The sequence below is a fragment of the Pseudorhodoferax sp. Leaf274 genome (assembly GCF_001422445.1).
Taxonomy (GTDB): Bacteria; Pseudomonadota; Gammaproteobacteria; order Burkholderiales; family Burkholderiaceae_C; genus Pseudorhodoferax.
Window position 1 is genome coordinate 512893 of record NZ_LMNA01000012.1, and the last position, 13782, is coordinate 526674.

13 protein-coding genes and 1 pseudogene are annotated in these 13782 nt (G+C 70.4%); 8 read left to right on the forward strand and 6 right to left on the reverse strand.

Translation table 11 applies throughout. The features are described from left to right. Positions 1-7: 7 nt before the first annotated feature. From ASF44_RS16415 to ASF44_RS16435, 5 genes are all read left to right on the forward strand, one after another. Positions 8-844, forward strand: a complete 837-nt coding sequence (locus ASF44_RS16415) for an IclR family transcriptional regulator (RefSeq protein WP_056900327.1) — start codon at positions 8-10, stop codon at positions 842-844. A 4-nt stretch (positions 845-848) separates the two neighbouring features. Next, positions 849-1496, forward strand: a complete 648-nt coding sequence (locus tag ASF44_RS16420) for a DUF1345 domain-containing protein (RefSeq protein ID WP_056900272.1) — start codon at positions 849-851, stop codon at positions 1494-1496. Positions 1497-1646: 150 nt separating this feature from the next. Next, the gene (locus ASF44_RS16425) at positions 1647-3173 is read left to right on the forward strand and encodes a methyl-accepting chemotaxis protein (protein WP_056900273.1); all 1527 of its coding nucleotides are present in this window, start codon (positions 1647-1649) and stop codon (positions 3171-3173) included. A 149-nt stretch (positions 3174-3322) separates the two neighbouring features. Then, the gene (locus ASF44_RS16430; RefSeq protein WP_056900274.1) at positions 3323-3946 is read left to right on the forward strand and encodes an FMN-binding negative transcriptional regulator; all 624 of its coding nucleotides are present in this window, start codon (positions 3323-3325) and stop codon (positions 3944-3946) included. A gap of 8 nt (positions 3947-3954) precedes the next feature. Then, positions 3955-4281 (forward strand): antibiotic biosynthesis monooxygenase, encoded by a 327-nt coding sequence (locus tag ASF44_RS16435; protein WP_056900275.1) that lies wholly within the window; start codon positions 3955-3957, stop codon positions 4279-4281. Between the two features lie 19 nt (positions 4282-4300). Here ASF44_RS16435 and ASF44_RS16440 read toward each other — a convergent pair whose 3' ends face one another. The 3 genes from ASF44_RS16440 to mutS are packed head-to-tail and all read right to left on the reverse strand — an operon-like array spanning position 4301 to position 8627. Continuing rightward, positions 4301-5158, reverse strand: coding sequence for an alpha/beta hydrolase (locus ASF44_RS16440; protein WP_056900276.1), 858 nt, complete (start codon positions 5156-5158; stop codon positions 4301-4303). Next, positions 5155-5982 carry a proteasome-type protease gene (locus ASF44_RS16445; RefSeq protein WP_056900277.1) on the reverse strand — a complete coding sequence of 276 codons (828 nt, stop codon included), beginning with the start codon at positions 5980-5982 and terminating at the stop codon, positions 5155-5157. The genes ASF44_RS16440 and ASF44_RS16445 overlap by 4 nt, the downstream gene beginning before the upstream one ends. Continuing rightward, positions 5979-8627, reverse strand: a complete 2649-nt coding sequence (gene mutS, locus ASF44_RS16450; RefSeq protein WP_056900278.1) for a DNA mismatch repair protein MutS — start codon at positions 8625-8627, stop codon at positions 5979-5981. Before mutS ends, ASF44_RS16445 begins: the two co-directional genes overlap by 4 nt. Positions 8628-8810: 183 nt before the next feature. Between mutS and ASF44_RS33165 the strand changes: the two genes are divergently transcribed. Together ASF44_RS33165 and ASF44_RS16460 are read left to right on the forward strand one after the other, a co-directional pair. Continuing rightward, on the forward strand, positions 8811-10379 hold the full coding sequence (locus ASF44_RS33165) for a methyl-accepting chemotaxis protein (protein ID WP_056900279.1): 1569 nt from the start codon (positions 8811-8813) through the stop codon (positions 10377-10379). Then, entirely contained in the window at positions 10376-11023 is a 648-nt protein-coding gene (locus ASF44_RS16460) for a hypothetical protein (protein ID WP_056900280.1), read from the forward strand. The genes ASF44_RS33165 and ASF44_RS16460 overlap by 4 nt, the downstream gene beginning before the upstream one ends. Before the next feature lie 75 nt (positions 11024-11098). Here the strand turns inward: ASF44_RS16460 and ASF44_RS16465 are convergent, their stop codons facing one another. Together ASF44_RS16465 and ASF44_RS16470 are read right to left on the reverse strand one after the other, a co-directional pair. Then, on the reverse strand, positions 11099-11899 hold the full coding sequence (locus ASF44_RS16465) for an HDOD domain-containing protein (RefSeq protein ID WP_056900281.1): 801 nt from the start codon (positions 11897-11899) through the stop codon (positions 11099-11101). Positions 11900-12070: 171 nt separating this feature from the next. Beyond that, the gene (locus tag ASF44_RS16470) at positions 12071-12343 is read right to left on the reverse strand and encodes a GNAT family N-acetyltransferase (protein WP_056900282.1); all 273 of its coding nucleotides are present in this window, start codon (positions 12341-12343) and stop codon (positions 12071-12073) included. A 102-nt stretch (positions 12344-12445) separates the two neighbouring features. On the opposite strand from ASF44_RS16470, the gene ASF44_RS16480 reads away from it, so the two are divergent. After that, positions 12446-13644 (forward strand): IS3 family transposase gene (locus ASF44_RS16480; RefSeq protein ID WP_156374524.1). Its coding sequence is split into 2 segments (ribosomal slippage): positions 12446-12713 and positions 12713-13644, totalling 1200 coding nucleotides; the frame shifts between segments, so codons are not numbered across the junction. Positions 13645-13682: 38 nt separating this feature from the next. On the opposite strand, the pseudogene ASF44_RS31835 reads toward ASF44_RS16480, so the two are convergent. After that, positions 13683-13782 (reverse strand): annotated as a pseudogene (locus tag ASF44_RS31835) (transposase); the annotation flags it as partial.

Here is a 13782-nt window from a genome sequence, read left to right on the forward strand (position 1 = left end):
CGCCGTCATGACCACGGCGCCCGATCTTTCTCCCGAAGCCGACGACGCGGGCACGCCCGCCGTTGCCGGCACCCAGGCCTTCGGCAAGTTCATGCGCGTGCTGCAGTTCGTGGCCGACGCCGAGCAGCCGCCCAACGTGGCCGCGCTGATGCGCGCCACCGGCTTTCCGCGGCCCACCGTGCACCGCATCGTCGCCGGCCTCGTGGCCGAGCGCATGCTGGTGGAAGACGCGGCCACGCACGGGCTGCGCCTGGGTCCGCGGCTGATCCAGCTGGCCAGCCGCAGCTGGGGCCGGTCCGACCTGCGGCTCGCGGCGATGGACGAGCTCAAGCGCCTGCGCGACATCACGGGTGAAACCGTGCACCTGGCCGTGCCCAACGGCCGCAGCATGGTGTTCATCGAGAAGCTCGAAAGCCCCTCGGCCGTGCGCATGAGCTCGCGCATCGGCACCAGCGTGCCGCTGCACGTGACGGCCGTGGGCAAGGCCTGGCTGGCGGCCCTGCCGGCGGCCGAGCGCGCCGCGCTGCTCAAGGGCCTGCCGCTGCCGCGCCACACCGAGCACACGCTGACCGACCGCGCCGCGTTCGAGGCCGAACTGGCCGCCACCGAGGCCGCCGGCTGGTCCAGCGACCGCGAGGAGCACGAGAGCGGCGTCTACTGCTTCGGTGCGGCCGTGCGCGGCGCCGATGGCCGCCCGCTGGCCGCGATCAGCGTCACCACGCTGGTCTTCCGGCAAAAGGACGATCCCGCGCAGGCCTACGTCGCGCCGCTGCTGGCCGCGTGCGCCGCCGTGGCCGAGCGCATCGCCGAAGTGCCGGCACTGTCCAAGCCCGACCTGCTGTAACGCCATGTCTCGCCTGCTGCACCACCTGGGCGTGCGCCCTTATCTCGCCTCCGCCTGCGCGACCGGGATCGCCGCGGCGCTGCTGCTGCCTGTGCCCAACGCCGTCACGCGCGCCTTGCTCGGCTGGAACGTGTTCGTCTGGCTCTACCTCGTGCTGCTGGGCTGGATGATGGTGCGCGCCGACCACGGTCGCGTGCAGCGCGCTGCCGTGGCGCAGGCCGAGAGCGCGGGCACGGTGCTGGCCCTCGTCAGCCTGGCCTCGGTGGCCAGCCTGGTCGGCGTGGTGTTCGAGCTATCGGCCGCCAAGCTGCCGGGCGTGCCGCATGCCTGGCCGCACGTGGTGCTGGCGCTGGCCACCGTCGTGGGCTCGTGGGCGCTGCTGCCCATGGTGTTCGCGCTGACCTACGCCAGCCTGTACTACCGTGCGCACGGCACCGGCCTGCGCTTTCCCGACGACGACCCGCACTTCCGGCCCAACTACGCCGACTTCCTGTACTTCTCGTTCACCATCGCCGTGGCCTCGCAGACCTCCGACGTGGGCGTCGACACGGCCGCCATGCGCCGCGTGGTGCTGCTGCAGACGCTGCTGTCATTCGCGTTCAATGCAACGATTCTGGCCTTCAGCATCAATATTGCTGCGAGCTTGTTCTGAATTTACGCATGCACAGCCCGTAATTCAGTCACAAAAAATAGTCTGAAGCAAAACGTTGTCAGATGGTAGATTGACGCGCATCAAGTGATGCCGGAGATTCTCCATGTGCTTCTTTGATTGCGGCCGCCACGGCATCGCCGTGCCTCGGCGATGAGCTCCTTCGACACGGCGCATGCCCGCGGCCAGGCGGCCGATCCCCTGCTGCCCATGCGCCAGCGCGCCGACCGGCTGGTGCTGTCGATGCTGCTCCTGCAGGCCCTGGTGGCGGTGCTGCTGGGCGGGCTGTATGGCCCCTGGGGCACCGGCATGCTGGTGGCCGGCGTGCTGCTGGGCGTGGCCGCAGGTGCCTACGCCCTGGCGGCGGGCCGGTTCGCAGCACGGTTGACGATGGCGGTCGTCGGCATGTTGATGGTGGCCTTGAACATCCAGCTGTCCATGGGCATGCCCGAGATGCACTTCGCGGTGTTCGTGTTCCTGGCCTTCCTGCTGGCCTACCGCGACTGGCGCCCCGTGCTGGCCGCCGCGCTCACGGTGGCCGTGCACCACGTGGTATTCGACCGGCTGCAGGCCGCCGGGCTGCCGGTGTACTGCCTCAGTGCACCCGATTTCGGGCAGATCGTCATCCACGCCGTCTTCGTGGTCGTGCAGACCGGCGTGGAACTCGTCATGGCCGTGCGCATGGAGCGCGATGCGCGCGAGTCCGCAGAACTGCGTGCGCTGTGCGCGCTGGATGCCGAAGGCCGCCTGTCGCTGCAGGCCGATGCCGTGCCGGTGCACAGTGCCACGGGGCGCATCGTGCAGACCGCGCTGGTGCAACTGGCTGGCGTGGTGGACGAAGTGCGCCATGCGGCCCATGCCGTGGCCGGCACCGCCCGCTCCATGTCCGGTGACACCGAGCAACTGGGCGAGCGTACGCGCGAGGCCGCGCACAACCTGCAGTCGGCCGCCAGCGCGATGTCCCAGCTCGAACGGGCATCGGCCGCCAGCGCAGACGAGGCGCGCCAGGCGCTGCAGCTGGCCCAGCAGCAGAACGCGGCCGTGGCCGGTTGCGGCGCGCTGGTCGACCAGTCGGTGCAGACCATGCAGGCCATCCACGCCAGTGCGCGGCAGATCACCGACATCGTCACCACCATCGACAGCTTTGCGTTCCGCACCAACCTGCTGGCGCTGAACGCGGCGGTCGAGGCTGCGCGCGCCGGCGAGCATGGCCGCGGGTTTGCCGTGGTGGCCCAGGAGGTGCGCGTGTTGGCGCAGAACAGCGCGCAGGCCGCACGCGACATCCGTGCCTTGGTCGCCCGGTCGCTGGACGACGCCACGCAGGGCGAGGAGGCCGTCGGCCGCGCCGGCGCCAGCATGCGCGAGGTGCGCCAGCAGGCCGACCAGGTGCGCACCTTGATGCTGCAGCTGTCGCAGCATGCGCAGCAGCAGTCGGTGGAACTGGGCCATGCGACCTCGGCCGTGCAGCAGGTGGACCAGATGACGCAGGCCAACAGCGCCATGGTGGGCGCGGCCCAGCAGTCCACCCAGGCCCTGGCGCAGATGGCCGAGCGGCTGCAGGCCGCCGTCGGCCAGGTCGGCGGCAGCGCAGCGGGCACACCGGCGACGGCGTCCGCGCCGCCGCGGCATGCCGCGAGCCCGGCGCCGCGGGCCATCGGTGCCGCCGTGGCCCGCGCCTGAGCTGCCCTGCCGCACCAGCCTGCGCGCAACCGGCTGCTCGCCATCCGCTTCTGCCATCGGCTCCTGCAAATGGCCCGACACTCGCATGTTCCATGGTGCCGGTTGTGCACCCCAGTTTGGCTTGCCGACCCGCTTCAATACCCACCACGATGTACCTGCCCGCCCACTTTGCCGAGCACCGGCCCGATGAACTGCAACGCCTGATCCAGGCGCACCCGCTGGGCACGCTCGTGGCCCACGGCCCCGACGGGCTGGATGCCGAACACATCCCCTTCGAATTCGACGCCGGCGCAGGCCCGCACGGCCTGCTGACGGCCCACGTGGCGCGCGCCAACACGCTGTGGCAGCGCTGCCCCACAGGCACGCCGGTGCTGGTCGTGTTCCATGGCGCGCAGGCGTACATCTCGCCCAACTGGTACCCGAGCAAGCACGAGGCGCACCGCCAGGTGCCGACCTGGAACTACGAGGTGGTGCACGCCCACGGCACCATCACCATCCGCGACGACGAACGCTTCGTGCGCGGCCTGGTCGCGCGGCTCACGCGCCGGCACGAGGCGGCCGAGCCGCGGCCTTGGCGCATGGGCGATTCCGCGCCCGATTTCATCGACGGCCTGCTGCAGAACATCGTGGGCATCGAGATCGCCGTGACGCGGTGGGTGGCCAAGTCCAAGCTCAGCCAGAACAAAGAGCCGCGCGACCGCCTGCAGGCTGCCGACCAGCTCGCCGCGCTGGGCCATGCCGAACTCGCGCAGGCCATGCGCCGCACGGTCTGAGCTGCGCCATGTTCGTGTCCACCTTCACCTTCGCCAAGGGCAGCTTCGACGAGGCCTTCCACACGCTCGACAACGCCATTGCCGAGGCCGCGCGCGCCATAACCGGCTACCTGGGCGAAGAGAGCTGGGAGAACCCCACCACGGGCCTGGTCGCTAACAGCTACTACTGGGACAGCATGGCGGCGCTGGAACAGCTCATGCAGCACCCCGCGCACCGTGCGGCCAAGGCGCAGCAAGCGCGCTGGCTGGCGGGCTACCACGTGGTCATCGCGCAGGTCGTCGCCTCGCACGGCGATGGCCGCATCGCCCATCCGCTCGCGCCGAGGGCGGATTGAGCCAGGAGGGTGTTTCCCTCTAGGCCCCCATGTTGGCGAGCGACGCCTCGATCGCCGCCGCCGTCGCCTGCGGCCGCTCCATCGGGAACAGGTGGCTGCCGTCCAGCATCATCACGCGGCCGGGGTCGCCCTTGCCATCGGCGCCGACGGTGCGCGCCGTCATGGCCATGCCCACCTGGCGCATCTCGGCCGACTGGCGCCCGCCCAGGAAGGCCACGGGGCACTTGAGCGGGTGGCGGCGCAGCAGGCGGTCCAGGTGGTCGGGCAGGGTGTTGTAGATGGCGGTCTCGACGTCGCGGTCGAAACTCAGCACACGGCGCCGCTCGGCGCCTTCGCCCTCGTCGTGCGTGCCGTGCGCGATGTAGTCGGCCAGCACCTCGGGCGCCCACCGGGCAAAGGCCTTCTTGTGCTGGAAATGCGCCAGCGCCGCGGCCGCATCGGGCCAGGCGTTGCGCCGCGCGCGGCTGATGCGCCCGGGCGAGACCGAGCCCACCAGCGGCGTGCGCTTGGCCAGGCCCAGCGTGGTGGCGCGCCAGCCGCCGATCAGCGGCGAGTCGATCAGCAGCACGCCGCGCGCGAGCTGCGGGGCGCGCGCCGCCGCCATCACGCTCAGGAAGCCGCCCAGAGAATGGCCGACCAGCCAGGCCTTGCCGCCGTGTCTCTCGGTCTGCTGCGTGGCGAAGTCGACCAGCTGCTGCACCAGGTGCGGCCAGTTGTTCGTGACCGGGTAGCGGGGATCGTGGCCGAACTTCTCGACCGCCTCGGTCCGAAAGCCGCGCGCGCGCAGCTCGGCGAACAGCACGCGGTAGGTCGAGGCCGGAAAGCTGTTGGCGTGCGAGAAGACGACGAGCCCGCGCCCGCCCGCCGCCGCGCTCAAATGAGGCGCTCGTCCGGGTTGGTGATCTTGCGCAGCGGCTTGCCGCGGCTGGCGCTGACCATCAACGGCAGCTCGGTCGGCCCGCCGGCCCACTGCGGGTCTTCGATGCTGTCGAACACCTCGCGCAGCTTCTGGCCCCAGGAGCCGTGCAGCATGCGGAAGTAGGGGTTCTGGTCGTCGATGCAGACCACCTTGTCCGTGCGGAAATCGTCCACGCCGTAGACCACCAGGTCCAGCGGCAGGCCCACCGACAGGTTGGACTTGAGCGTGGAATCCATCGACACCAGCGCGCACTTGGCGGCCTCGTCCAGCGGCGTGTCGGGCGTGATCACGCGGTCGAGCACGGGCTTGCCGTACTTGGATTCGCCGATCTGGAAGTAGGGCGTCTCGGGCGTGGCCTCGATGAAGTTGCCGGCCGAGTAGACCTGGAACAGCCGCATGCCTTCGCCCTTGATCTGGCCGCCGAAGATCATGGAGACGTTGAACTCCACGCCCGACTGGCGCAGCGAGACGGCGTCGCGCTCGTAGACGCGGCGCACGGCCGCGCCCAGCACGCGCGCGGCGTCGAACATGCTCTTGGCGTTCCAGATCGTGATGGGCTCGCTGTCCTCGAACTCCTTCAACTGCTCGACCTGCAGGATCTCGCGCACCGACTGCGAGATGGACAGGTTGCCCGCCGACAGCAGCACCATGAAGCGGTCGTCCGGCCGCTCGTAGACGATCATCTTGCGGAAGGTGCTGATCTGGTCCAGACCGGCGTTGGTGCGCGAGTCGGAAAGGAACACCAGTCCGGCGTTGAGTTTGAGGGCGACGCAGTAGGTCATGGGGTGGGGCTGTTGGCGAGAGAGGCCTGTTCGCGGCGCGCGATGTTTTTCAAGCGGTACAGCGCCTCGAGCGCCTCGCGCGGGGTCAGCGCATCGGGGTCGATGCCGGCCAGCGCGGATTCTACGGGGCTGGGTTCCGCGCTCGCCGCGACGGGCGGCGGCGCGAACAGGTCGATCTGCGCCCGGCTTTCGCTGGCCTGTTGCTCCAGCGCTTCCAGCGTGTGGCGCGCATGGTGCAGCACCGGCGCCGGCATGCCGGCCAGCCGGGCCACCTGGATGCCGTAGCTGCGGCTGGCCGGCCCGGCCTGGATCTCGTGCAGGAACACGATGTCGCCGCCCGATTCGGCCGCGCTCACGTGCACGTTCTGCGCCGCATGGTGCTTGGCCGGAAACTCCGTCAGCTCGAAGTAATGCGTGGCGAACAGCGTGAAGGCCTGCGTGCGGTCGTGCAGCTGGGCGGCGATGCCGCTGGCCAGCGCCAGGCCGTCGAAGGTCGAGGTGCCGCGGCCGATCTCGTCCATGAGCACCAGGCTGTGGCGCGTGGCGCCGTGCAGGATCTGCGCGGCCTCGGTCATCTCGACCATGAAGGTCGACTGCGCGTTGGCCAGGTCGTCGGCCGCGCCGATGCGCGTGTGGATCGCGTCGATGGGCCCGAGTCGGCAGCTGCCCGCGGGCACATGGCTGCCGATGCTGGCCATCAGCACGATCAGCGCCACCTGGCGCATGTAGGTCGACTTGCCGCCCATGTTGGGGCCGGTGATGACCTGCATGCGCTGCCTGACGTGCAGCCGCGTGTCGTTGGCGATGAAGGCGGCCTGCGAGGTCTCCGCCAGCCGCGCCTCCACCACGGGATGGCGGCCGCGCTCGATCTCGATGCAGGGCTCCTTGACGAACAGCGGCGCGCACCAGCCCAGGGTCTCGGCGCGCTCGGCAAAGCTGCACAGCACGTCGAGCGCGGCCATGGCCTGGGCCAGCCGGGAGAGCGCCGGCACGAAGGCCTGCAGCTGGCCCAGCAGCCGGTCGTACAGCCACTTCTCGCGCGCCAGCGCACGCTCCTGGGCCGACAGGGCCTTGTCCTCGAAGGCCTTGAGTTCGGGCGTGATGAAGCGCTCGGCGTTCTTGAGCGTCTGGCGGCGCCGGTAGTCGGCCGGTACCTTGTCGAGCGCGCCCTGCGTCACCTCGATGTAGAAGCCGTGCACCTTGTTGAACTGCACGCGCAGGTTGCCGATGCCGGTGCGTGCGCGCTCGCGCGTTTCCAGGTCGAGCAGGAAGGCGTCGCAGTTGTGCTGGATGGCGCGCAGCTCGTCGAGCTCGGCGTCGTGGCCGGTGGCGATCACGCCGCCGTCGCGCACCAGCGCGGCCGGCTCCTCGAGGATGGAGGCGGCCAGCAGCGCCGCGCATTCGGGCGGGGGCTGCAGGTCTTGCGCGGTCTGCGCAACCAGGCCCGGCAGACCGGCGATGCTGTCGGCCAGCAGGCCGGCGCGCTGCAGCGCCAGCTGCAGGGCCACCAGTTCGCGCGGGCGCACCTGGTACAGCGCGGTGCGCGCGGTGATGCGCTCCACGTCGCTCGTGCCCTTGAGCTGCGTGCGCAGCTTGCCGTAGTGGCCCGCGCCTGGCGCCTCGCGCAGCACGGTGGTGGCCAGCAGGCGCGCGTGGGCCTCGGCGCGGTCGCGCTGCGGCTCCAGCAGCCAGCGCTTGAGCAGCCGGCTGCCCATGCTGGTCATGCAGGTGTCCAGCAGCGAGAACAGGGTGGGGCTGTCCTCGCCGCGCAGCGTCTGCACCAGTTCGAGGTTGCGGCGCGTGCTGAGCGGCAGGTCGATGGCGGCATCGGCGCGCGCCACGCGCAGCGCCTGCAGGTGCGACAGCGCCTGGCCCTGCGTGTGCTCCGCAAAGGCCAGCAGCGCCGAAGCCGCGGCATGGGCCTGCGGCAGGCCCTCGGCATGCCAGGCGCCCAGGCTGGCCACGTGCAGGTGCTCGCAGAGCTTGCGCTGGCCCAGCGCGGCGTCGAACTGCCAGGCCGGGCGCAGCGACATGGCCAGCGGCCCGCCTTGCGGCGTCGTGAGGCGCAGGCTGCGGATGCGCGCCTCCAGCGCGTCGGGCACGTCGGCCGGCAGCAGCAGCTCGGCCGGGCCGATGCGGGCCAGCCAGCCCGGCAGCTCGTCCATGCTGCATTCGGCCAGCTGCAGCTCGGACTGCGTGAGCGCCAGCCAGGCCAGGCCGCAGCGCTGGCGCGGGCCGGGGTAGAAGGCAGCCAGCACGGATTCGGTCTTGTCGGCCAGAAGGGCCGTGTCGGTCAGCGTGCCGGGCGTGACCACGCGCACCACCTTGCGCTCCACCGGGCCCTTGCCCGTGACTTCGCCGACCTGCTCGCAGATCGCCACCGACTCGCCGAGCCGGATCAGCTTGGCCAGATAGCTCTCCACCGCGTGGAACGGGATGCCGCACATGGTGACGGGCTCGCCGGCCGACTGGCCGCGCCGCGTGAGCGTGATGTCCATCAGCGCCGCCGCGCGCTCGGCGTCGGCGTAGAACAGCTCGTAGAAATCCCCCATGCGGTAGAAGACCAGCGTGTCGGGGAAGTCGGCTTTCAGCGTGAGGTACTGCGCCATCATCGGCGTGTGCGCCGAGAAGTCAGGCTTTTGCATGGGCGGGAGCGAAGACAAGGTGCGTCGGGATGCGGGATCGGGCGGGGGGCGATTGTCGCCAACTCGCAGCAACCCCACCGTTCGGCTCGCCAGATGCTCCCTTCGTCGGCACCCTGTGGCCGCCGCGCCGGCCGCCTGATGAAATGGCCGCGCCTACGGTCTGAAAAAAAAAGGAATGCACCGATGAAGTTGCGCAGCCAGGTGTTGGGGTTGGGGGTGGTTGGCGTGGTCATGGCCGGCCTGGTGGGAGCGATCGGCCTGCTCAACGGCAACCGGCTCGCCGCCGAGATCGGCAGGGCGGTCGACCTCGGCTCGGCGCTGCAGAGCAGCCAGGAGGCCGACATGATGCACGACGCCGTGCGCGGCGACGTGCTGCTCGCGTTGATCGGCGCGCAGGGCCGCGACAACGCCCAGATCGCCGAGGCCCGGCAGGGCCTGGCGGCCCACACCGAAACCTTCCAGAAGGCGCTGGCCCAGCTGCAGCAGCTGCCCACGTCGGACGAGGTCAAGCGCGTGGTGGCCACCACGGTGCCGCAGGTCGCGGCCTACACCGCGGCCGCCAAGCGCATCCAGGACCTGGCCGGCGGCGATGCAGCCGCGGCCCAGGCCGCCTACCCGGCTTTCCAGAAGGCCTTCGCCGACCTGGAGGCGCAGATGGCCACGCAATCCGACGCCATCGAGCGCAACAGCGAGGCGGTGCAGAAGGCCGCCGCGCAGAGCGTGCAGGCCGCGGCGCTGCAGGTGGTGGTGGCGCTGGTGCTCGCGGCCGTGCTGCTGGTCGGCGTGGCTTGGTGGTTGACGCGCCAGATGGAGCGGCCCATGGCCGATGCCGTGGGCATGGCCGACCGGCTGGCGCATGGCGATCTCACAGGCAACACGGTGGCGCACGGCAACGACGAGACGCGGCGCCTGCTGGCGGCCATGGCGCGCATGCAGGCGCAGTTCAGCGAGATCGTGCGCAGCGTGCAGCACAACTCCGACAGCGTGGCCCATGCCAGCGTGGAGATCGCCCAGGGCAACCAGGACCTGAGCATGCGCACCGAGCAGCAGGCCAGCGCGCTGCAGCAGACCTCGGCCTCGATGGAGGAGCTGCGCGCCACCGTGCTGCACAACGCCGACAGCGCGCGCCAGGCCAACACGCTGGCCGCCAAGGCCAGCGCCGTCGCCGCGCAGGGTGGGGCGGTGGTGGGCGAGGTGGTGCGCACCATGCAGGAGATCGAGGAATCCTCGCGCCGGATCGCCGACATCATCGGCACCATCGACGGCATCGCGTTCCAGACCAACATCCTCGCGCTCAACGCGGCCGTGGAGGCCGCACGCGCGGGCGAGCAGGGCCGTGGCTTCGCCGTCGTGGCCTCCGAGGTGCGCGCACTGGCCGGCCGCTCGGCCGAGGCCGCCAAGGAGATCAAGGCGCTGATCGGCACCAGCGTGCAGCGCGTGGAGGCCGGCACCCGCCTGGTCGGCAGCGCCGGCGGCACCATGGAGGAGATCGTCGCGGCGATCCGCCGCGTGACCGACATCGTGGGCGAGATCACCGCCTCCAGCGACGGCCAGGCCGCCGGCATCTCGCAGGTCGGCGATGCCGTGACGCAGATGGACCACAGCACGCAGCAGAACGCGGCGCTGGTCGAGCAGATCGCCGCCGCGGCCAGCAGCCTCAAGGGCCAGGCGCAGGGCCTGGTCAGCGCGGTGGCGGCCTTCCGGCTGCCGGGCGGCCCGGCACCCGTCGCACTGCGGGAGCAGGCAGCATGAAGGGCGCACGCGCGCTGCGGCATGCCCTGGTCTGGCTCGCGGCGGCCTCGGCGCCGGCCTGGGCCGGCCGACCGCTCACGGTGGACGATGCCAACGTGGCCGAGGTCGGTGGTGGCCAGGTCGAGACCTGGTACGCCCGCCCCGCCAGCCGCGAGCGGCTGTGGACCAGCACGCTGGGCGTGGGCGTGCTCGACTGGCTGGAGCTGGGCCTGGGCGTGGAGCGCAACTTCTCCGTGCCCGAGACCAGCACGGCGGTGCAGGCCAAGATGCGGCTCACGCCCTCGGTGGAAGGCGGCTGCAATGCCGGCGCCGTGGTGGGCCGCATGCACCTGCACCGCGAGCGCGGCGACGCCACCTACGTCAACGGCATCGTCACCTGCAACCTGGACGGCGGCCCGCTGCACCTGAACCTGGGCGCGCACCGGCCCGACGGCGGCGGCACCCATGCCACTTGGGGCGCGGCCAAGGAGTTCGAACTCGGCGCCGTCACGGCGCATGTCGAAGCCTTCGGCCAGCAGCATGGCAAGCCCACGCTGCAGTTCGGCCTGCGCCACGAGATCGTCAAGAACCTGCAGATCGACGGCACGCTGGGACGGTCCGACCGCAAGGCGGTGTTCAGCGTGGGCCTGCGGCTGGGGTTCTGAGGCGAAGTGCCTGGCCTGGCCAGGCACGCAGCCCCGTGGGGCGCGGCTTCTTCCCCGAAGTGGCGACGAGGCCCGTCAGTCCAGATCCACGAACGAGTCCGGTGCCGGAAACCTGGCGCGCATCCATTCGGTCTGCAGCTGCAGCGCCTGCACCACGTCGGCCGGCAGCGCATCCAGCATCTCGGGTCCGCCGGGCGGCATGTCGGCCAGCAGCATGGCCAGGTGCACCACGGCGGCCAGCCGGTCGAAGGGCTTGCTGGCCAGCGGATCGGACGCGGCGTCGAGGGCGTGCACGATCTCGGCCGGGAAGTTCCAGCGCCGCGCCAGCTCGGCCGTGATCTGTCCTTCGCTGAAGCCGGTGAGCCGTGTCTCGCGCTCCCAGCGGCCACCGGGCGGGTGGGGCAGCTTCTCGATCTCGGCCAGGCTGGCCGGCTGGGCCTGCGCGATCAGCAGCTCGCCCAGGCGCACCATCATGCTGGCCAGCCAGGCATGGCTGGTGTCCAGGCCGATCTGGGACGACAGCCACTGCCCGTAGCCGGCGCTGACCATGCAGCTGTGCCAGAACTCGGTGCGGCTCAGGCCGTCCACCACGGGGAACGCATCGCCCATGGAGGCCGCCAGGCCCAGCGTGCGCACCCGGCCCATGCCGACCAGGGCGATCGCATCGTCCAGCGTGGCAACCCGCCGGGAGAGGCCGAAGCTGGCGCTGTTGGCCAGCCGCAGCAGCCGCGCGGTGAGCGCTGCGTCCTTGGCGATGATGGCCGCCACCTCCTGGTTGGACGCGTTCTCGTCGTTCAGCGTCCGGATCAGCGCATGCGCGACCTCGGACATCACGGGCAACTTCACCGACTGCAGAAATACGGCGATATCCGGCATAGAGCTCCTCAGGACGGGGCGCACGAGGGCGCGTGTCGGCCCATTCTGATCGAGCCACTTGCGTGTGGCGGTGCTGCGCCGACGCGCGGGGCGGCGCGCCGGCCAGACGGTTTCTCCAGCGCATGCGGGCAACGCCAGGCGCCCGCGGGCAAGGGCGCGGCGCCCGCTCGGTCAGCGCCCCACCGGCTTGCGCAAGACCATGTTCCGCTGGGTCACCCGAAATCCGCAGCGCTCGTAGAGCCGGGCGGCATCGTGCGCGTTGTCCGCATCCACGCCGAGCACGGATTCATTCATGCCGGCATCGCGTTGCGCGGCCAGGGCGCGGGCGATCAGCGCACCGGCCAGCCCGCGCCGGCGCCATGGCGCGCCGACGCTGATGAATGAGGTTGCCCCCGAACCCTGGAGTGCATAGCCCCAGCCCGGAGAATGCCGGGACGGGAGCATGAATTGAACGAGAAGCAAACGAGAGCGAAGTACACNTGAGGTTGCCCCCGAACCCTGGAGTGCATAGCCCCAGCCCGGAGAATGCCGGGACGGGAGCATGAATTGAACGAGAAGCAAACGAGAGCGAAGTACACGCTGGAGTTCAAGCAGGAGGCCGTGCGGCAGGTCAAGGCCGGGCGTGCTGCGTCGGCTGTTGCCGCGACGCTGGGCATGCCCAAGGCGAGCCTGACGAACTGGGTCAGGGACGATGCGAAGGGCCAGTTGGCAGGGCAGCCCGAGGGCAAGGCCATGCAGGCGATGGCGCCCGAGCAGGCGGAGATCGCTCGATTGCGAGCGCAAGTCGCACGGCTGACGATGGAGCGCGACATCGCAAAAAAAGCCGCGGCGTACTTTGCGCAGGACGTGCTGCAAGGTACGCCTGGATTTTCGCGATGAAGGGGCGCTGGCCGATCACGCTGATGTGCCAAGTGCTGCAGGTCAGCGCCAGCGGATATTTCCGCTGGAATGCCCCCACGCGCGGCGCCAAGCACGGCGGACGCAGGCGACACAGCGACGACGCCTTGCTGGCCCACATCCGCGCCATCCACGAGCAGTTGCGAGGCGAGTACGGCTGGCCGCGCATGCACCGCGAACTGCTGGCCCGCGGCCTGCGCGTGGGCAAGGAGCGGGTGCGCCGGTTGATGCAGCGCCACGGCATCCGGGCCAAGGGCAAACGCAAGTTCGTAGTGACCACCGACAGCGCACATCGCTTGCCTGTGGCGCCGGACCTGGTGCAGCGCCGCTTCACGCCGGTCGCACCCAATGTGCTGTGGAGCGGCGACATCACGTACATCGCCACCGACGAGGGCTGGCTGTACTTGGCTGCTGTGCTGGACTTGCACAGCCGCCAGGTGGTGGGCTGGAGCCTGCAGTCGCACATGCAGACCTCGCTGGTTAAGGACGCGCTGCTGATGGCCTGCTTTCGGCGCAGACCGGCCGCAGGCCTGATCTTTCACAGCGATAGGGGCAGCCAGTATTGCAGCCAGGACTTCCAGGACACGTTGACAGCCTGGGGCGTGCGCAGTTCGATGTCCCGCAAGGGCAACTGTTGGGACAACGCCCCCACCGAGAGCCTGTGGGGGCGGCTGAAGACGGCCTGCGTTCACGGCCAGCGGTTTGCCACGCGCCAGCAGGCAAGGCAGGCGGTCATGGACTGGATCGCCTTCTACAACCACTCGCGGCTACATTCGGCGCTGGGCTACCTCAGCCCGATGCAGTTCGAACAACGCTGGTTGGCGGCGCAGCGCAAATCTGCCGCTTGAAGATCGGGCTACGCACTCCGGTTTTCAGGGGCAACCTCATAGATCTGGCACAGGCGGTACAAGGGCGTGTGGTCGCAATACTTGCTGACCAGCACGTGCGTGAGCAGGCCGGTGCCGGCCAGGCAGCGGTCGATGGGA

Coding starts and splice junctions, on each gene's coding strand:
- ASF44_RS16415 (WP_056900327.1), top strand. CDS start 8: ATGACCACGGCGCCCGATCTTTCTCCCGAAGCCGACGACGCGGGCACG.
- ASF44_RS16420 (WP_056900272.1), top strand. CDS start 849: ATGTCTCGCCTGCTGCACCACCTGGGCGTGCGCCCTTATCTCGCCTCC.
- ASF44_RS16425 (WP_056900273.1), top strand. CDS start 1,647: ATGAGCTCCTTCGACACGGCGCATGCCCGCGGCCAGGCGGCCGATCCC.
- ASF44_RS16430 (WP_056900274.1), top strand. CDS start 3,323: ATGTACCTGCCCGCCCACTTTGCCGAGCACCGGCCCGATGAACTGCAA.
- ASF44_RS16435 (WP_056900275.1), top strand. CDS start 3,955: ATGTTCGTGTCCACCTTCACCTTCGCCAAGGGCAGCTTCGACGAGGCC.
- ASF44_RS16445 (WP_056900277.1), bottom strand. CDS start 5,982: ATGACCTACTGCGTCGCCCTCAAACTCAACGCCGGACTGGTGTTCCTT.
- mutS (WP_056900278.1), bottom strand. CDS start 8,627: ATGCAAAAGCCTGACTTCTCGGCGCACACGCCGATGATGGCGCAGTAC.
- ASF44_RS33165 (WP_056900279.1), top strand. CDS start 8,811: ATGAAGTTGCGCAGCCAGGTGTTGGGGTTGGGGGTGGTTGGCGTGGTC.
- ASF44_RS16460 (WP_056900280.1), top strand. CDS start 10,376: ATGAAGGGCGCACGCGCGCTGCGGCATGCCCTGGTCTGGCTCGCGGCG.
- ASF44_RS16465 (WP_056900281.1), bottom strand. CDS start 11,899: ATGCCGGATATCGCCGTATTTCTGCAGTCGGTGAAGTTGCCCGTGATG.
- ASF44_RS16470 (WP_056900282.1), bottom strand. CDS start 12,343: ATGCTCCCGTCCCGGCATTCTCCGGGCTGGGGCTATGCACTCCAGGGT.